The organism is Faecalibacterium intestinale (assembly GCF_040096575.1).
Taxonomy (GTDB): Bacteria; Bacillota; Clostridia; order Oscillospirales; family Ruminococcaceae; genus Faecalibacterium; species Faecalibacterium intestinale.
Map to the genome: position 1 here is coordinate 224,344 of NZ_JBBMEN010000002.1, position 18,093 is coordinate 242,436.

Below are 18,093 nucleotides of genomic sequence, written 5' to 3' on the forward strand. Positions count from 1 at the left end.
CAAAGGGAGAGACCTTGGCAAAAAGATACACTTTGCGTGGACTGCCAAGGGCTCCCACTTTGGGGGAGCTGGCATCGCGCAGCGATGACTGAGAGGGCGAGGATGCTTTCCTTTTGCGCTATCTCGGTTTTACTCTGCCTTTTCTGCGGCGGCTTCGTCCCGCTCGTCCAGTGCGGCAAACAGGCTGCGCAGACGGATGTTCACGGCACCGAGGTTCGTGATCTCGTCGATCTTCAGCTGGGTATACAGCTTGTTGCCCCGCTGCAAAATCTCGCGGGTCTCATCGGTGGTAATGGCATCCACACCGCAGCCGAAGGACACCAGCTGCACCAGATCCATATCCTTCTGGGTGGTGCAGTACTTGGCGGCGGCATACAGGCGGCTGTGGTAGGTCCACTGGTTCAGCACGCTGGTGGGGAACTTCTGCACCCGGTTAGAGATGCTGTCCTCGGTGACCACCGCAGCCCCGTGGCGGGTGATCAGGTGGTCGATGCCGTGGTTGACCTCCGGGTCCACATGGTAGGGACGACCAGCCAGCACGATGATGCGCTTGCCCTGACGGCGTGCCTCATCGATGATCTCGCTGCCCTTTACTCGGATCTTTGCCATGTGTGCTTCGTACTCCGCGTAGGCAGCATCGGCTGCGGCCTGCACTTCCCGCTCGGAGATGCCGCCAAAGTACTTGGGCAGCACCTCTTTTGCCATTTTGTGCACAAAGTCCTTGGGGCGATGGATGCCCACATAATCATAGATGAACTTTTTGCCCTCCAGCTCCGGGCAGTTGCCTGCCAGAACCTCCGGGTAATAAGCCACCACCGGGCAGTTATAGTGGTTATCGCCCAAGCCTTCGTCCACATTGTAGGTCAGGCAGGGGTAGAAGATGGCGTCCAGCTGCATCTGGCTCAGCGCCTTGATGTGGCCGTGGCTCAGCTTTGCCGGGAAACAGGCGGTATCGCTGGGGATGGTAGCCTGTCCAGCCAGATACAGCCCGCGGGTGGACACCGGGCTGGTGTGCACCGCAAAGCCAAGGCTCGTCCAGAAGGCGTACCAGAAGGGCAGCAGTTCGTAGAAGCCCAGACACAGCGGGATGCCGATGGAGCCGCGCTTGCCGGGCACAGGCTTGTAGCTGGCCAGCAGCTGCTGCTTGTAGGCGTACAGGTTCAGGCTGTTGTCCTCGCTTTTGCCGGTAACGGGCTTGTCGCAGCGGTTGCCGGAGATGAACTTGCGGCCATCAGCAAAGGTATTGACGGTCAGCTGGCAATGGTTGCCGCAGCCGCCGCACTTGACGCTGACCACCTGCTGTGCAAAGCTTTCCAGCTCCTGCTCGTCCATCATGGCAGAGGTGGTCTGGTTATTTTTATGGCTCTGGCGCAGGCCGTACAAAGCAGCGCCGTAAGCGCCCATCAAGCCGGCGATATCCGGCCGGATGACCTCCACGCCCATCTCCTTTTCAAAGGCACGGAGCACGGCTTCATTATAGAAGGTACCGCCCTGCACCACGATCTTGCGGCCCAGCTCTTCCGGGCTGGAAGCGCGGATCACCTTGTACAGCGCGTTCTTGACCACGCTGATGGACAGGCCTGCGGAGATATTCTCGATGCTGGCACCGTCCTTCTGTGCCTGCTTGACCGAGCTGTTCATGAACACGGTGCAGCGGCTGCCCAAGTCCACCGGGCGGTCCGCGAACAGCCCCAGCGCGGCGAACTCCTTGACATCATAGCCCAGTGCCTGTGCAAAGGTCTGCAAAAAGCTGCCGCAGCCGGAGGAACAGGCTTCGTTCAGGAAGATGTTGCTGATGGCACCATCCTCGATCTTAAAGCACTTCATGTCCTGTCCGCCGATGTCGATGATGAAATCCACGTCCGGCATAAAGTACTTGGCAGCGGTAAAATGCGCCACCGTTTCCACCAGACCGTAATCGCAGCGGAAAGCGTTTTTCACCAGTTCCTCGCCGTAGCCGGTGGTGGTGACGCTCGCCACCTGCAGCCCCGGGTGCTCCTTATAGATCTTGAGCAGCTGTTCCCGGATGAGGGGCAGCGGGTTGCCGAGGTTGGGCTGATAATTGGTGTACAGGATCTGGCTCTTTTCGTCCACCACCACCAGCTTGACGGTGGTAGAGCCGGAGTCGATGCCGATATGCACCGGCCCGCAGTGGGCACTAAAAGCCACGCGGGGCACACTGTGGGACATATGCCGTGCATGGAAGGTCTCGTACTCCTCCTTGCTGGCAAACAGCGGCGGCTCGCTGGCATAGGTAGCGGTAGCGGCGTACCTGTCCAGCGCAGCGGCTACCTCGGTGAGCACAAATTCCTTATCGGCATATAGGGCAGCGCCCAGCGCCACATACAGCAGGCTGTTTTCCGGGCAGGTGCCGGTCACGTTCAGCGCTTCGTCAAAGCTCTTGCGCAGCACGGTGCTGAAGGTGAGCGGGCCGCCCAGATAAAGGATGTTGCCCTTGATGGGGCGTCCCTGCGCCAGACCGGCGATGGTCTGGTTGACCACCGCCTTATAGATGCTGGCGGCGATATCCTCGGTGCGGGCACCCTGATTGATCAGGGGCTGCACATCGCTTTTGGCAAACACGCCGCAGCGGGAAGCGATGGTATAGGTGCGCTGCGCCTGCTCTGCAGCCTTGTTCATCTCATCGGCGCTCATCTTCAGCAGGGTGGCCATCTGGTCGATGAAAGCACCGGTGCCGCCGGCACAGCTGCCGTTCATGCGCACCTCGGTGCCGTTGGTCAGAAACAGGATCTTGGCGTCCTCACCGCCCAGCTCGATGACGCAGTCGGTCTTAGGCATAAAGCGCTTGACCGCCACGCGGGTGGAGAACACCTCCTGCACAAAGGGCACGCCGCAGCTGTCTGCCAAGCCCATACCGGCAGAACCGGAGATGCTGAGCAGCGCTTTGCAGCCATGCAGCTGCTCGGCATCAATGCGCCGCAGCAGCTCCTGCGCCTTTTCCAGAATATGACTATAATGTCGTTCGTATGTAGAATACAGCAGTTCATCATGCTCGCCCAGCACCACACACTTGATAGTGGTGCTGCCGATGTCAAGACCTACTCTCACCTTGTTTTCCCTCCTAAGGACAAATAACCGGAGCGTAACGCCCCGGCTGCCATGGCAAACGGCCGTTTGCAGCAAAGGTGTGCAACGGCAGCTTTCTCTTTTCAGCAGCCCGCATCGCGCAGCTACGCTGTTTTTAAGCAGCATTCGCTATAAAAAATGCAGCAAATGCGTTTTTGCATACACTATTATTATAATCCAATCGCGGGCAGCATTCAATCCATGTTGTCTATTTTACACGAAAAAAATAGTATTTTTTGCTCAAAAGGCTGAACTTTTTGTGAACAAGTGTCGTTTTTTCCCTCAAAAAAAGCTGCCGCACAAAACGCTGTGCAGCAGCCCCTCTACATTATTAAAGCTCCTTCTCCGGGTCTCCGCGCTCCGGCATGGTGCGCATCTCCCGCACCAGCATAGCGCGCAGATGATACCGGCGCTGCTCCTGCTCGGTCTCCGTGTCGGTGCGCAGCTCCACTGTGCCGTCGGGACGGCTTTCGCCCGCATACAGCGGAATGCTTACCACCGCTCTGGTGCCCTTTTCAGGCGCAGGCTCCAGCTGCAGGCTCCAGCCCATCCTGCAGCAGCACTCCTGACAGAGCAGCAGCCCCAACTGTGCCCCGCCCAGAAAGCTGCGGCGGTTTTCCAGCGCCGCCTGCGCATCTTCGCCGGGCAGGCCGCAGCCATCATCGGTAAAGGTCAGCAGCCATGCCGTCTGGGTGCGGCGCAGCGCAATATTGACACTGCCGCCCTCCCGGCTGGCACGCAGTGCATTGGAGAGCAGATGCAGACACAGCAGCTCTGCATCGCTGCGGTCTGCCAGCGCACAGCAGGAGGTCCACCCGCCGTAATCCAGATGGATCTCCACCCCAAGCTGCGCCCGGATCATATCAGCCTGCGCCGCCACCTGCCGCAGCAGATCACACAGATCGACCGGATACAGCTGCGGCTTTTCGTCCCCGCGCAGAAACTCCAGCAAAGTCATAGCTTCGCTGAGGGTGCGGTCCAGCTTCACAGCAGCGGCGTTGATATCCGCCACTGCCTGCCGGGTAGACTCATCTGCACCGGTGCGGTCAAAATGCTGTTCCAGATATTCACAGTTGTGCCCGATCAGCGCCAGCGAGCGAAAACAGACCTCCTCGATCCGCTTTTGCTGATCCGCCGTAAGTGACCGCGCGTCTGTCCTTTGCTGCTTCATTGCTCTGCCTCCCGGGACACCACTTATTTATCTGTTTTCTGCCGGAGCACAGCACTTCTGACCGCATAGATCAGCTTGCCGGTGGTGGGCTTGCCGCTGCCCAGCCCCGTATCGGCTTTAAACGCCAGCCATGCAGGCCCCGGCCTTGCTTCCAGCTGATCCACCATGCGGCGGATGCCGCTGTCCACCGCAGTGACCGATGCTTCAAACTGCTCGCTCACCGCCTGCAGGATCTCCTTGCGGATCGCCAGCTTCTGGCTGGTGCTGCACACAATGCTGACCGCACAGGTGAGGTATCTGGCATTGATGTCTGCACGTGAGATGCCCCATGTCTCGTACAGCTGGCCGCACTGCTGCTCCAATTGCTGGTTTTGCTGGCCCGGCATACGGTAAAGCTGCCACAGCAGCCTTTTCAGCTCAGTGCCTTCTACGCAGTAACAGCGGTCGCAGCCTTCCGGCAGCACCGCAGCTCTGCGTCGGCCTGCACACTGCACCAGCAGCACCGGCCTTTCCTTCAGCTGATACAGCTGCCGGACAAACTGCTCCATAGACATATCCGCCAGCTCACTGCACAGCACCACGGCATCGCAGCGGGCACCCTGCTGCAGCCGCTGCAGCAGCTTTTCCCCGCTGCAAAAGCAGGTACATTCAATGGCGCTTCCCTGTTCCTGCAGATAGCGCTTTTGAACACGGAGTTCCTTCAGATCATAGCTTGCAAGGGCAACCCGCAGCTGGGCTGTTCGCTCACTGTTCACACCAAGCGCCGCCTTTCCCTCCTGCCGGGTCGACAGCCGTCAGCTCTGTGACAACATCCTGCCAGATCTCCGGCTGAACTCCATTCTCGCACAGATAGCGCAGGATCCGATAGCAGAATTCCGGCGCAGCCGCAACATACTGACTGTCCACCCGCTGTCGGCTGCCCAGCCTGCATAAGGTCAGTCGGCAGCCTTGTGTGCCCTCCACCTCCATGGCATACACCAGCGTATACGCCTTCTGCAAACCATCAATGGCAGAATACTGCCGGATCATGGGTGAAAATGTACGTTCCATTTCAGTTCCTCCTTACCGCAAGGGCATTGCTTTTTTGCCTTGAATGTCCTTTTTTATTGTATGGAGCAGGAGAAGCTGTTACAATCCTAAAGAAATGTTTGTCCATGTCTGGTTTATGCGGCTTTTCAGAAATGTGTCGTCAGTTTTTCAATTCCGACACATTTTTCATGCGGCGCAATGGGTGTCCGTGTTTTGTTCCGTGCGCCGCTGACAATTTTAGAATAGCACGTTCGCCCCGTAAATTCAACCGGTATCTTTTTCCGTTTTCTCTTTTTTGTCCTATACACGCAGATAAACGCCGGCTTTGTCCTTCCTGCTTTATCTTGTCATGGTTTATTCACAAGATTTTGCTATAATAGATTATATATTGTCTGTAACTCTCACTTACTTTGATCCATAGGCTCAGCGCCCGGCGGCGCGGTACCGGAAAGGCACATCTATGCTCAAACTCAAACAGATCAACAAGGAATACAAGACCGGCGAGCTGGTGCAGCACGCACTGAACAACGTCAGCCTGAACCTGCGGGATAACGAATTTGTGGCCATTCTGGGGCCCAGCGGCTCCGGCAAGACCACGCTGCTGAACATCATCGGCGGTCTGGACCGCTACGATAGCGGCGACCTTATCATCAACGGTATCTCCACCAAAAAATACACCGACCGCGACTGGGACTCCTACCGGAACCACACCATCGGCTTTGTGTTCCAGAGCTATAACCTGATCCCCCACCAGACCGTGCTGGGCAATGTGGAGCTGGCACTGACCATCTCGGGCGTTTCCAAGGCCGAGCGCCGCCGCCGTGCCGCCAAGGCTTTGGAGCAGGTGGGGCTGGGCAACCAGCTGCACAAGCGCCCCAGCGAGATGTCCGGCGGACAGATGCAGCGGGTAGCCATTGCCCGTGCACTGGTGAACAACCCCGATATCCTGCTGGCAGACGAGCCCACCGGCGCACTGGACAGCGAGACCAGCCTTCAGGTGATGGAGCTGCTCAAGGAGGTGGCTCGTGACCGGCTGGTGGTCATGGTCACCCACAACCCGGAGCTGGCCGAGCGCTACGCCACCCGCATCGTAACGCTGAAGGACGGCGTCATCTGCTCCGACTCCATGCCCTACGAGCCCGAGGACGATGCTGTTTGCGCAGCCCCCGTGCACCGGAACATGGGGCACTCTTCCATGTCCCTGCTCACCTCCCTTTCCCTCAGCTTCAACAACCTGCTCACCAAAAAGGCGCGCACCCTGCTCACCGCCTTCGCCGGTTCCATTGGCATCATCGGTATTGCGCTGATCCTTTCGCTTTCCAACGGTGTAAACCGCTATATCAGCGAAACGGAGCGTTCCACGCTGGCCTCTTATCCGCTGCAGATCAGCAGCTCCGGCATGGATCTGACCAGCCTGCTGGACCCCAGCACCCATGCCGACGCGCTTGGCTCTGCCCCCGCCCCGGAGGGCATGGTGACGGTCCGGCAGATGCTGGCACAGCTGAATATCGGCGCTGCCACCAATGACCTGCGCTCTTTGAAGGCTTATCTGGACAGCGATGCCTGTTCCATCCGGGATAATGCCACGGTGGAATACACCTACAACGCTTCCCCGCTGATCTACCGGCAGGACGCAGACGGCACGGTGCATAAGCTGAACCCGGACACCACCTTTACTGACCTTGCCGGTCAGAACACCTCGGTATCCAGTCTGCTCACCTCGGTATCCAGTCCCCATGTGTTCGGCGAAATGGCCGAGACCCCTGCCCTATATGAGGATCAGTACGACGTAAAAGCCGGCCGCTGGCCGGAAAAGTACAACGAGCTGGTGCTGGTGCTGAGCGCCAACGGCAGCATTTCGGACTATGCCCTATACGCCATGGGAATGCGGGATCAGGCAGAGCTGGATAAGATCCTGCAGCAGTACGCCAGCAACCAGCTGGTCGATCTGCCCGATGATTACGGCACCTACAACTACGAAGAATTTCTCGGCAAGACCTTCCGGCTGGTCAACAAAGCCGACTGCTACACCTATGATGCCGAACACAAGCTCTGGCTGAACAAGCAGGCCGATGCCGATTATATGCAGCAGGTCGTGGCCGACAGCGAGGAGCTGACCGTTGTGGGCGTTGTGCAGCCCAAGGCCGATGCCACCTCTGCCATCCTGTACACCGGGCTGGACTATCTGCATGAGCTGACCTATCACGTGATCGATCAGGCTGCCGACAGCACCATTGTGCGCCAGCAGCTGGCCGACCCGGACACGAACGTGCTGACCGGCGAGCCCTTTGGCGCTGCCGGCGGCACTGTGCTGGACATCGCCTCCCTGTTCTCGGTGGACACGGATGCCCTCAAGGATGCTTTTCAGTTCGATACCAGTGCCCTGCATTTTGACCTGAGCGGTGCCTTTGACCTGACAGATGGCTCCTTTGACCTTTCCACCCTCATCGACCCCTCCAGCTTTCAGCTAGACCTGAGCGAACTGCCCCTGCCGGACATGGATATGCGGGAGCTGTTCGATGGTGTGGAGCTGCACCTTTCGCAGGATGCGCTGCAGGAGCTGATGAAAAAGATCATGAACGGCTACAAGCGCTATCTCATCAGCAATGGTCTGCTGAATCTGGACAAGCTGGGCTTTTCCTCCTATATGAAAACTGAAGCCTTCCAGAAGCTGCTGTCGGAATCCATCGGGGACCTGCTGGAGGACTCCGGGCTGGAGGAGCAGTTTGCCGATGTGCTGCAGCAGAATATGCAGGCTGTCATGGAGACCTACTCCACCCAGCTGGGCGAGGCATTGCAGACCCAGCTTACTGCTGCCGTACAAAGCCAGATCGGCCCCGCCATCCAGCAGCTGGCAGGACAGCTGGAGCAGAAGATTGCACAGGCGATCCAAAGCAACATTGCGCAGCTGAGCGGGCAGGTGGAAAGCGCCCTCAAGGTCGACCCTGCTGCCTTCCAGAACGCGATCCAGCTCAACATGACCGGCTCCGACCTTACCGATCTGATCAGGAGTACCCTGCTCTCCTCCGCTTCCAGCTACGACAGTGTTCTGAGCAGCATCGGCTATATAGACTACGCCAAGCCCGACTGCATTTATATCTACCCCAACAGCTTTGATACCAAAGCGCTGATCGTGGACGAGCTGGACGCCTACAACGCCGCCATGCGGCAGCAGGGCGAAGAGGACAAGGTGATCCTTTACACCGACATGGTAGGCGCCCTGATGACCTCGGTCACCGAGATCATCAGCATGGTCAGCCACCTGCTCATTGCCTTTGTGGGCATCTCGCTGGTGGTGTCCTCCATCATGATCGGCATTATCACCTATATCAGCGTGCTGGAACGCCGCAAGGAGATCGGCATCCTGCGTGCCATCGGTGCTTCCAAACACAATGTCTCGCAGGTGTTCAACGCCGAGACCTTTATCATCGGCCTGTGCTCCGGCGTAATGGGCGTGGTGCTCTGCCTTGTGCTGCTGATCCCCGGCAATATGCTGATCCACCACCTTGCCGGGAACGCCAATGTGGTGGCCGCTCTGCCGCCGCTGGGTGCGCTGATTCTGATCGTTCTGGCCACTCTGCTTACCATGCTGGGCGGCCTGATCCCCGCCCGCAGCGCCGCAAAGAGCAACCCCGTCAAGGCGCTGCGCTCTGAGTAAGCGGCTGCTTTTCCTTCTGCATTCAAATCCCTGCTGTGCTCTGTGTGCAGCAGGGATTTTGCATTCTGCCCCGGCTTGTGCTACAATAAGGAAAAATCTGTTTTGAAGGAGCGTTTCCATGCCTGTCATTCACGAGATCACCGACCTTACCGCCCCGGAACTGGACATCTACGCCCGGCTCACGCAGGCGCAGCTGCGCAACCGGCTGGAGCCGGAAAAGGGCATTTTTATCGCCGAAAGCCCCAAGGTGATCGCCCGGGCGCTGGACGCCGGATATCAGCCCCTTTCCCTGCTGATGGAGCGCAGGCAGATCACCGGCCCGGCACAGGAGATCCTGACCCGCTGCGGCGATGTGCCGGTGTACACCGCCGACCGGGAACTGCTGGCACAGCTCACCGGCTTTGCGCTGACCCGGGGCGTGCTGTGCGCCTTCCACCGCCCTGCGCCCCGCACGGTGGAGCAGGTTTGTGCTCACGCCCGCCGGGTGGCTGTGCTGGAAGGCATCGTGGATTCCACCAACGTGGGCGCTATCTTCCGCAGCGCTGCCGCGCTGAACATGGATGCCGTGCTCATCACCCCCTCCTGCTGCGACCCGCTGTGCCGCCGCGCGGTGCGGGTGAGCATGGGCACCGTGTTTCAGGTGCCGTGGGCGCAGATCGGCACCTGCCCTGCCGACTGGCCGGAAAACGGCAGCGCCCAGCTCCACGCGCTGGGCTTCAAGACCGCTGCCATGGCGCTGAGCGACCGCTCGGTCAGCATTGACAACCCCGCTCTTGCCGCCGAGCCAAAGCTTGCCATCGTGCTGGGCACCGAGGGCGATGGGCTGGCAGGCAGCACCATCGCCGCCTGCGATTACACCGTAAAGATCCCCATGTCCCATGGGGTGGATTCCCTCAACGTAGCCGCCGCCAGCGCTGTAGCCTTCTGGCAGCTTGGCCGGTTGTAAGTCTCCGCTCATGCTCTCCGAAACTGCTTGACAAACGCCCTAAAACGCGGTACACTATCAGCGTCATCATCATGGGCCTATAGCTCAGCTGGGAGAGCGTTCGGTTCGCATCCGAGAGGTCAAGGGTTCGAATCCCTCTAGGTCCATAAAAACAAAACGTCCTGCCGTATCCCGGCAGGGCGTTTTTTGCTAGTTCTTCGTTTCAACACACTGCATTAAAACATCACAGAATGCCATATCATCGTCTACGGCAGCAATTGCAGCGTTAATCAAGGTTTCCCGGTCGGTGTTGCCCCAGTTGATATGCAGTCCATATTCTAACGCCATGCAGCGAATCAATTCACGGGTGCTGCGGCCATTTCCCTCACGGAATGGATGGATGATGTTCAGTTTGGCCATCGTCTGCGACAAATTCTGAATCTGCTTTTCTTCATCTTGTTCGGCAAGCAGCTTCTTGGAGTGAATGTTTTTGAACACACGCTCCAGTTCTCGGTCAATCAGGTCTGGCGGGTAGAACATCGTGTCGCCCTTGCTGATTTGTTCCTTGCGGATATGTCCTGCAAAAGGGTACACATCTTCAAAAAGGAAACGATGAATCCGAAACAGGTGCGTTTTGGTAAAACGTCCCTTGATTGGCTCCTGTAACAGAGCCATCTGCTTGACTGCAGTAAATTCTTCTTCGGCCTGCTTAAGTTCTGCTTTGTCACGGATGTTCAACTTGTTGATCAGAACATCCGTATCCGGGTAGCAGTACATGGACTGCACTGTGGTGTAGACATCATACTTTGAGAACATAATCAGCCCTTCTTCGCGTACTTTGCGCGCAGTTCATTCACGACCTGCTGATAGCTGGCCTGACCGTTGCCAATGCGGTCAAGGTTGCTGCGCGTATCTTTGCTGATGGTCATACCCTCAATGGCAAAGGTTCCATACACATTGCGGAGGTTGCTCTTGTGCTGGGCAGGGGTAGTGTACTTGACGCTCATGGTTTGGCCTCCTTCTGATTTACATAATACTATATAAAGTTTATCGTGTATGTGTCCTATTGTCAATCTATAACTTGTTGTCAAATGTAAAAAGCGCATCTTCCATTCATCAAGAGTAGAAGTTGCGCTTTTACGGAACATCGTATTTTATTTTGAATTGAGATGCGATACGTCTGAACCCCATGTGAGTTACATCTCAAGGGCCTGTAGTTCACTTGTCCGCCAACCATATTACGCCCCAAATTGCTTCATCCTGAAAATCAGCGTCTTGGTGGTCGTACTTACAGTCAAGAAAGTCCATTGGGCTGGCAGGGCATTTTATATAGACGAATATACGTTGATTTTTCTTCTCTCGCAGTGCATAAGGTGTGCACAAAAGCGAGACTGTTGGGAGAGCGTTCGGTTCGCATCCGAGAGGTCAAGGGTTCCTGCCAGTAGGAATGTCTACCGGGGATGCCGTGTGCTTTAGCCGCCATCGTTTTTGAAATTCCGAAAGTTCAAAGCTGCCATCAGGCATCCAAACGCACCCGCCCAGAGAAGGCCAGTATAGAGCCATACTTGGAGAATGGCAAAAATCACCCCTGCGATCAGCAGCAGGATGCCAGCCGTTAACAGCAGACGTACCAATAACTGCTCCATCTTAGATATCCCTTTCTGTGCGAAGATAGTGCTGCACCCGGTGGACATCCCCGGAACGAACTGCAACGTACCACAAGGACTGAGCCATTGCTCCGGTAGGCATCGGCGTATTCAGCGACACCGGAAGCAGTGCCGCCCGCACCTTGTAGGGAATCTTGTTTTCCGCCATAAAGATCCGCAAACGCTCCAGCCGCTGGGTGGAGTACAGAGTTTCAAATTCGACCCACGGCTCTTTTCTCCCAAAAATCAATCTCAAAAAATTCACAGAAAGTCCTTTCCGGTGCCAAAAAGACGCAGGGCAGCTTGTTTTCACAAGTTCTGCTCTGCGTCTTTGCGTCTGGCGTCTTGATTGATGATAAGATTTATAATTCCAGCCGCATGGAGATCAGTTCCTGATACCCAGCGTTCCGAGAGCGAAAACCTTTTGGGTTTCTGCCATATTCCACAAATCCTGCCGTCTGGTACATGGAGATTGCTCTTGCGTTTTCCGCCACTACCTCCAGCTCCAACTGAGCGTATCCGGCGGTTTTAGCGCAATGGATACAGGCTTCCATCAAGGCTCGCCCGATCCCCAGACCCCAATACTCTTTCAGGATACTGATGCCAAATTCGGCACGATGCGTCACTTTATACTGCGCTCCGATTGCATCAATTCCGGCAGTTCCTGCCACTTTACCATCCACAAAGGCGATCAGTTCGATCTCATTCGGGCTGGTTGACTTTTTCTCCAAGTATTGGCTTTCCTGTTCCGCGTCAAAGTGATTTTCATCAGGATAACTCAGCAGATAATCGGTTTCCGCGTGTGTCAAATTAAAGTTTTCAAGCACGGCGCTTCCATCGGATGCCGCACCGTTTCGGATGTGGACTGCCAGTCCTTTTGGAGTGATAATCGTTTGATCGTATTTCATTTTTTCCTCCTGAATCCTTCAATCCGCTGCGCCTGCTAATTTCAAAAATTTCTTGTCTGACTGGATGCTCTGGGTCACAAACTTCCCATCCCGGAACAATGCGTATGTTGTGACCGGTGCAGGAACATTCTGAGCCATCTCTTTCTCGGTGATGTGAACGGCTTTGAACGGAATCCCATGTTCCTTTGCAATCTCCTGCACCTTTGGCACCCAATAATAGGTGTAGGGGCACTGGTCGGTATAATAAAGGACAAAGCCATTTTCCTCCACCTTGGGATGTTTGGCACAGGCCTTGAATCTTGGCGGCTGGGCACTCTCTGCAAGGGGCAGATACATGAGGTTGATCCCGCAATCGGAGATGTCCGAAGCCTTAAAGCCCTTATGGGTCAAAAACTTTGGGTCAGCGAGAAACTCCCGTTTGCGCCCCTCGGCACACAGAATACAAACGCCGTTTTTGCCCTGCGCCTTGGCATCCCGAAGGCATTCTTCCAGCAGCTCACTGGAATAGCCGTGCCCTTTCAGGGAGCCGGAGACCCACAGACAGTTGATATAAAGCCAGCCTGCCGCTTCAATGGGCACCCATGCGTTTTCTGCCGGGATGTACTCGATAAAGCATTTGCCCCGCTCCGCACTGCGGTAAAAAACAAGCCCCTCCTCAAATCGCTGCTTGAGCCATTCCTTCTTAGCAAGGCTCTGTTTGCCGGACATGGCACAGCAGATGTGTTCCTTGTCGATGTTTTCCTTGGTAACTCTGATATAGTCCATCTTGTAGTTTCTCCTGCGGCTTACCGCATCCGTCCATCGCCGCCCATCAAGGCGGTCATTTCTTCAATATAGTCCAGCGGGAACGGCGGAGAGCACAGGGGCTTCATGGCAATGCTCATGAGCTTCATGGGGTTATCATCTGCCGCCACCCGGTTGGAGCTGAGTTTTCCGCAGCGTTTACAGCGGTGGATGATGGCCCACTCGCCGCCCTTGCGTACCCAGACGGCCACCGGCTCCATGATGCCGCCGCAGTCGGAGACACGGTCGCCGGGTTCTTCGTCCACATGAAGGCTGGACAGGCAGTTGGGGCAATGGTTGCGGTGGTCGCTGCCGGCATTTTGCGGGGTGCAGACCCGTCCGCAGACTTTGCAGGTAAAGGTATCGTTGCAGGCGTGGGTTTTATAGTAACCTTTTTCAAAGGTCTTGCGTTTATTTTCACGATTCATGGTATCGTCCTCCTGAAGAATTGTGTCTGTTCGTCTTCGGGAGGAGTGGCTTGTGGTATTTGCCAGACCTCCCGGTCAGCCCACAAGTCCCAGTGCAAATGTTGTATGTTTCAAAAAGCTCTCCTTTGATTTTAGCATTTATGGCGTTTTTCTACTTCAATATAAAATTCAAAAATTCCTTTATTTCTTACCTCCCTCAATGTTAAAGGTACGGAAGAACAGCTTTACATGGGAGTCCAGCTTTGCAAGGCTTTCGGCTTCCCGTTCCGGCTGGCGGTCGCAGACACTGAGCAGGGTGATGACCGGGGAAACGTACATCCATGCCAATGTATCCGGGTCCTCATTCCGAATTTCGCCACCTGCGATCAGGGAGCGGAAGATTCCTGCATGGTAAGCGATCATACGGTCCACATAGCGTTCCGAGAACAGTGCTGCAAGCTCCGGGGAGCGGAACTGCTCCAGCGTCATCATCCGGCGGAACTGACTGACCTGCTTATCGTGCAAAGAATACAGGAAGATCTGCCGAACTTTGTCCGCAAGAGCCTGCTCCGAAATATGAGAAAACGTAGGGCAGTCCTGCTTTACATTCTGCACATGAATGTCGATCCTGCCCGTATCTTTTTCGTAGTGGGCAGCCGTTGATTCTACAATGGCATCAAAAATCGCCTGCTTGCTGGGGAAGTGGTTGTAAAGAGACGGAGCCTTGATGCCCACCGCTTTTGCAATTTCGCCCACGCTGACCGCATCATACCCTTTGGTCGAAAATAGTTCCAGAGATTTTTCCAGAATGCGCTGCTTGGTGTCTTCCATTTTTCTCCGCCCTTTGCTAACTAATGTTTGTTAGTTCTACTATAATCAAAAAAGTTCCCATTGTCAAGAGCTTTTCAACAGAAACATAATCGTTGCTGCTTAGCGGCGATCATCAGCGCTTTTTTGAAATGCCAACGGGTTTCAATGGGTACGCCGCAGTTCGCACTGCATCTGTTTTTTACAGCCGCAGCGTATAACAAAAACGCAGCCGCCCTGCAAAAACAGGACAGCTGCGCTTTTGTTATTTATCCGGCAGTGCTTATCAGGAGGTTATGCTTTCTCCTGTGCAGTAGCGGCTGCTTTCTTGTTGATCTTGCTCTGATTATACATCGAGAACACGATGACCAGAATGGCCACAGCGGCAAAGACCATGGCGATGGGAGAGGTGGTGATGGCAAAGAAGTTGCCACGCTGGATGTTCATGTAGCGGACGAAGTTCTTTTCGCACATGGGTCCCAGAATGAGAGCCAGCAGAATGGGCGAAAGCGGGAACTCGTACTTATTCATCAGCCAGCCAATGATGCCGAAGGCTACGCAAACGCCCACATCAAAGGCATTTTTGTTGATGGAGAAGGCACCCAGCAGGATCGCGGTGACGGAGTCGCCGGGAACACCCAGAGACAGCAGCGGGATCATAGCACCGCCGGAGCAGCCGTTGTTGGCAGACTCGGTAGCAGCAACGCCGTTGGGGATACCGGTGCCGTACAGCTCCGGGTGCTTGCTGGCAGACTTGCTGGCGCCGTAGGAGACGAACACCGCAATATCACCGCCTGCACCGGGGATAGCACCGATGAAGGTGCCGATAAGGCCGCCGGAAAGGATGTTGGGCCAGATCTGACGGATGGTTTTGAGATCCGGCAGCACATTGGTGATCTTTTCCTTCGACTTCTGCTCCTGCTCCTCGCCGCGGATGATGCGCTCCACGCCGGCGATGACCTCGGAGACGGCGAACAGACCGATCAGTGTGGGGATGAACTGGAAGCCGTCCAGCAGGCCGATGGACGGGATCAGATCCATACCAAAAGAGAACGGAATGAGCAGCGCCACGCCCATGGTGGCGGTCATGCCCGGGATCGCGCCCAGCAGAACGCCGCCGTTCAGACTGTTCCCCTGCCGAAAAAAGCCGATTTTTATGCATCTGCAGCACAGGCACAGCAGTCCCCGTACCTTTCCGCAGCCTGCTTTTCAGTCCTTTTATTTTCCCTTTTTACGGTACCGCGGCTTTTTGCAGCAGTTTGCATTTTTTCACGCAAACGCCCCAAAGCTGCATATCCAAAATACGCAGTTTTGGAGGCGGAGCTTTAAAAAAATTCGCGCTGCTCCGGCAGCAATATCGTCAGAAACAGTACCGCAGCTATATTTTCCTCCCAAGAGAGCGGAATGGTACTGTCATAAAGCTGCGCAGCCATTTTGCATCGTCTTGACAAGCCTGTTTCTTCTGATTACAATACTATAAATACACAAGCAGCATCCGCAAACTGCATCTCACAAGTATGCCGTTCTGACAGGCACTATTTTCAAAAAATACGATAAAAAGTCCGCAGACGGTCTTTTTGCAGCCTGCTGCCACAAACCTCCGGGAAAGGATCTTTGCATGGAACCAAAAACAAAACAGTATCTGCTTGTTACCGTTGTAGGGGTAACGCTTTTTGTAGCGCTGCTGCGGCTCTCTGCCGTTCTGGCCTTTGCCGCAAAGCTCATAGATCTGGTGCTGCCCATTCTGGCGGGCGGTATTCTGGCGCTTTTCATCAATGTGCCCATGACCGGGCTGGAAAAGCGGCTGAAAAGCCTGTTCCGCAAGGCGAAAAAGCAGCCCTCGGCTAAAGCCATCCATCTTCTCAGCTTTTTCATCACCCTGCTGGGTGTTGCTCTGGTGCTGGTGCTGGCTTTGACCCTGCTGATCCCGGAGCTGGTACAGTCCTTCCACAGCCTTTATGTGCAGATCGAAGCCAACATCCCCCGCTGGACCGCCTATCTCAGCGCACAGAATACCGACATGGGCTGGCTGATGAGCTGGCTGGAAGGCATCAACTGGGAACAGCTGCTGCACAAGATCACCGCAGGCATCGACACTGTGCTGGTCAATGCAGTAGGGGCAGTATCCGCCACGGTGAATATCGTGGTGACTGCCTCGTTTGCGCTGATCATCTCCATCTATATGTCCCTTGGGACGGAGAGCCTTGGCCATCACGCCCGCACACTGGTGTGTGCCTACCTGAAGCCCGACCACGCCGCCGGAGTCCTGAAATTCTGCCGGCTGTTCCGTCAATCCTTCGCAAGCTTTCTGACAGGACAATGCAGCGAAGCGGTGATCCTTGGCGTTCTGATGGCCCTTGCGTTTTCCATTTTCAGGATTCCCTACGGCAGTCTGGTGGGGGTGCTAACCGCCATCTGCGCCATCATCCCCTATGTGGGTGCACTGATCTCCTGCGTAGTCAGCGTGTTCCTTGTGCTGCTGGTTGACCCTGTGCTGGCCGTGCGCTGCCTTATCGTGTATCTTGCCGTACAGTTTATTGAAAACCAGTTCATCTATCCCCGTGTGGTGGGAAAGTCCGTAGGGCTTTCCCCGCTTTACACCCTTGTTGCCGCCATGATCGGCGGAGAGCTCTTTGGCATCATCGGCATCATCTTCTTTATCCCCCTGACGGCGGTGGTCATTGAGCTTGTGAAAGAGGACGCCTGCCGGCGTCTGCGCACAAAAGAAACACCGCAATAAAACAGCGCCCCGGAGAGCGATAAAAAAACTCTCCGGGGCGCTGTTTTTTCTTTAAGGCGATCTTTCTGAAAGTGCTTTCTTTTATCGCAGCTCTTCCAGCAAGGCGGTGCAGCCTTCCAGCACATCCTGCCATGTGGCTTCAAAGTCTCCGGTGTACCACGGGTCTGCCACGTCGCCGGGGCGGCGGGTGTGGTCCATCAGCAATGACACCTTGTGCTCCGGGTCGCTGCCCACAAACCGCTCCATGTTCCGCAGGTTGTTGTGATCCATGGCAATGAGATAGTCGTAGGTCTCGTAGTCCCGCCGGGTCATCTGCTGGGCGGTTTTACCCTCGCAGGAGATGCCGTGCTCGGCCAGCTTCCGCCGGGCGGGCGGATAGACCGGGTTGCCGATTTCCTCGGTGCTTGTGGCAGCCGAAGCTATTTCAAACTGCGCGGAAAGCCCCGCCTTTTCCACTAAGTCCTTCATCACAAATTCCGCCATAGGGCTGCGGCAGATATTGCCGTGGCAGACAAACAGCACCTTCTTCATTTTACTCTCCCAGCACCTCGCCCAGTGCCAGCACGGCGTTACGGACGCACTCCGGGCAGGGGCAGAGCGGTGCGCCGGTCTCCACACCCTTCAGATCTTTACAAATGGTAGCGCCGCACTTTTCCTGAAAGCTTTGCAGCAATTCCTTGGAGATACGGGGCGTGCCCTTGCCGTTAGTGACGACGCCTGCCACCATCACTGCGCCGATCAATGCGCCGCAGGTGCTTTCCATGCAGCCCATACCGGCGGCATAGCCTGCGCCCAGCTTCATCAGGGTGTCGGTGTCCACCGGCAGCTTGTCCTCGAATGCTTTCAGCACTGCCTGTGCGCAGTTGCACTGTCCGGCTGCTTTCCATGCGGCAGCCTGTGCTGCCCGTTCTTCGATGTTCATTTTACAGTCC

Annotated in this window: 18 protein-coding genes and 1 tRNA gene; 4 read left to right on the top strand and 15 right to left on the bottom strand. The window is 56.0% G+C overall.

Features of this window, described 5'->3' with window-relative positions; genetic code table 11:
- Nucleotides 1-129 precede the first annotated feature (129 nt).
- From WMO20_RS02950 to WMO20_RS02965, 4 genes are all read right to left on the bottom strand, one after another.
- Entirely contained in the window at nucleotides 130-3,069 is a 2,940-nt protein-coding gene (locus WMO20_RS02950; RefSeq protein WP_112090202.1) for an acyl-CoA dehydratase activase, read from the bottom strand.
- A gap of 349 nt (nucleotides 3,070-3,418) precedes the next feature.
- Nucleotides 3,419-4,258 carry a sensor histidine kinase gene (locus tag WMO20_RS02955; protein WP_349185784.1) on the bottom strand — a complete coding sequence of 280 codons (840 nt, stop codon included), beginning with the start codon at nucleotides 4,256-4,258 and terminating at the stop codon, nucleotides 3,419-3,421.
- Between the two features lie 23 nt (nucleotides 4,259-4,281).
- Nucleotides 4,282-5,013 carry a response regulator gene (locus tag WMO20_RS02960; RefSeq protein ID WP_112090200.1) on the bottom strand — a complete coding sequence of 244 codons (732 nt, stop codon included), beginning with the start codon at nucleotides 5,011-5,013 and terminating at the stop codon, nucleotides 4,282-4,284.
- Nucleotides 5,003-5,308 carry a hypothetical protein gene (locus WMO20_RS02965; RefSeq protein ID WP_316539711.1) on the bottom strand — a complete coding sequence of 102 codons (306 nt, stop codon included), beginning with the start codon at nucleotides 5,306-5,308 and terminating at the stop codon, nucleotides 5,003-5,005. Before WMO20_RS02965 ends, WMO20_RS02960 begins: the two co-directional genes overlap by 11 nt.
- A gap of 439 nt (nucleotides 5,309-5,747) precedes the next feature.
- Between WMO20_RS02965 and WMO20_RS02970 the strand changes: the two genes are divergently transcribed.
- The 3 genes from WMO20_RS02970 (at nucleotide 5,748) to WMO20_RS02980 (ending at nucleotide 10,037) form a co-directional block, all read left to right on the top strand.
- Nucleotides 5,748-8,945 (top strand): ABC transporter ATP-binding protein/permease, encoded by a 3,198-nt coding sequence (locus tag WMO20_RS02970; protein ID WP_349185785.1) that lies wholly within the window; start codon nucleotides 5,748-5,750, stop codon nucleotides 8,943-8,945.
- Nucleotides 8,946-9,063: 118 nt separating this feature from the next.
- Nucleotides 9,064-9,891, top strand: coding sequence for a TrmH family RNA methyltransferase (locus WMO20_RS02975; protein ID WP_349185786.1), 828 nt, complete (start codon nucleotides 9,064-9,066; stop codon nucleotides 9,889-9,891).
- A 73-nt stretch (nucleotides 9,892-9,964) separates the two neighbouring features.
- Nucleotides 9,965-10,037 (top strand) — tRNA-Ala (locus tag WMO20_RS02980).
- Nucleotides 10,038-10,080: 43 nt separating this feature from the next.
- Here the strand turns inward: WMO20_RS02980 and WMO20_RS02985 are convergent.
- From WMO20_RS02985 to WMO20_RS03025, 9 genes are all read right to left on the bottom strand, one after another.
- On the bottom strand, nucleotides 10,081-10,686 hold the full coding sequence (locus WMO20_RS02985) for a Fic/DOC family protein (protein WP_349185787.1): 606 nt from the start codon (nucleotides 10,684-10,686) through the stop codon (nucleotides 10,081-10,083).
- 2 nt (nucleotides 10,687-10,688) lie between these two features.
- Complete coding sequence (locus WMO20_RS02990) at nucleotides 10,689-10,877, bottom strand: antitoxin VbhA family protein (protein ID WP_249238221.1); 189 nt, start codon at nucleotides 10,875-10,877, stop codon at nucleotides 10,689-10,691.
- A gap of 465 nt (nucleotides 10,878-11,342) precedes the next feature.
- Entirely contained in the window at nucleotides 11,343-11,516 is a 174-nt protein-coding gene (locus tag WMO20_RS02995) for a hypothetical protein (RefSeq protein WP_349185788.1), read from the bottom strand.
- A gap of 1 nt (nucleotide 11,517) precedes the next feature.
- Entirely contained in the window at nucleotides 11,518-11,781 is a 264-nt protein-coding gene (locus tag WMO20_RS03000; RefSeq protein ID WP_349185789.1) for a hypothetical protein, read from the bottom strand.
- Nucleotides 11,782-11,878: 97 nt separating this feature from the next.
- On the bottom strand, nucleotides 11,879-12,424 hold the full coding sequence (locus tag WMO20_RS03005) for a GNAT family N-acetyltransferase (RefSeq protein WP_349185790.1): 546 nt from the start codon (nucleotides 12,422-12,424) through the stop codon (nucleotides 11,879-11,881).
- A gap of 18 nt (nucleotides 12,425-12,442) precedes the next feature.
- Nucleotides 12,443-13,189, bottom strand: a complete 747-nt coding sequence (locus WMO20_RS03010; protein WP_349185791.1) for a GNAT family N-acetyltransferase — start codon at nucleotides 13,187-13,189, stop codon at nucleotides 12,443-12,445.
- Nucleotides 13,190-13,209: 20 nt separating this feature from the next.
- Nucleotides 13,210-13,635 carry an RNHCP domain-containing protein gene (locus WMO20_RS03015; RefSeq protein ID WP_349185792.1) on the bottom strand — a complete coding sequence of 142 codons (426 nt, stop codon included), beginning with the start codon at nucleotides 13,633-13,635 and terminating at the stop codon, nucleotides 13,210-13,212.
- Between the two features lie 180 nt (nucleotides 13,636-13,815).
- Nucleotides 13,816-14,445 (bottom strand): TetR/AcrR family transcriptional regulator, encoded by a 630-nt coding sequence (locus WMO20_RS03020; RefSeq protein ID WP_349185793.1) that lies wholly within the window; start codon nucleotides 14,443-14,445, stop codon nucleotides 13,816-13,818.
- A gap of 270 nt (nucleotides 14,446-14,715) precedes the next feature.
- Nucleotides 14,716-15,510, bottom strand: coding sequence for a tripartite tricarboxylate transporter permease (locus tag WMO20_RS03025; RefSeq protein WP_349185794.1), 795 nt, complete (start codon nucleotides 15,508-15,510; stop codon nucleotides 14,716-14,718).
- A 529-nt stretch (nucleotides 15,511-16,039) separates the two neighbouring features.
- On the opposite strand from WMO20_RS03025, the gene WMO20_RS03030 reads away from it, so the two are divergent.
- Entirely contained in the window at nucleotides 16,040-17,161 is a 1,122-nt protein-coding gene (locus WMO20_RS03030) for an AI-2E family transporter (RefSeq protein WP_112091607.1), read from the top strand.
- An 81-nt stretch (nucleotides 17,162-17,242) separates the two neighbouring features.
- Here WMO20_RS03030 and WMO20_RS03035 read toward each other — a convergent pair whose 3' ends face one another.
- Together WMO20_RS03035 and WMO20_RS03040 are read right to left on the bottom strand one after the other, a co-directional pair.
- Nucleotides 17,243-17,692: a low molecular weight protein-tyrosine-phosphatase gene (locus tag WMO20_RS03035; RefSeq protein WP_349185795.1), complete on the bottom strand. Its 450-nt coding sequence runs from the start codon at nucleotides 17,690-17,692 to the stop codon at nucleotides 17,243-17,245.
- 1 nt (nucleotide 17,693) lies between these two features.
- Nucleotides 17,694-18,083 carry a C-GCAxxG-C-C family protein gene (locus tag WMO20_RS03040; RefSeq protein ID WP_112091605.1) on the bottom strand — a complete coding sequence of 130 codons (390 nt, stop codon included), beginning with the start codon at nucleotides 18,081-18,083 and terminating at the stop codon, nucleotides 17,694-17,696.
- Between the last annotated feature and the right edge of the window lie 10 nt (nucleotides 18,084-18,093).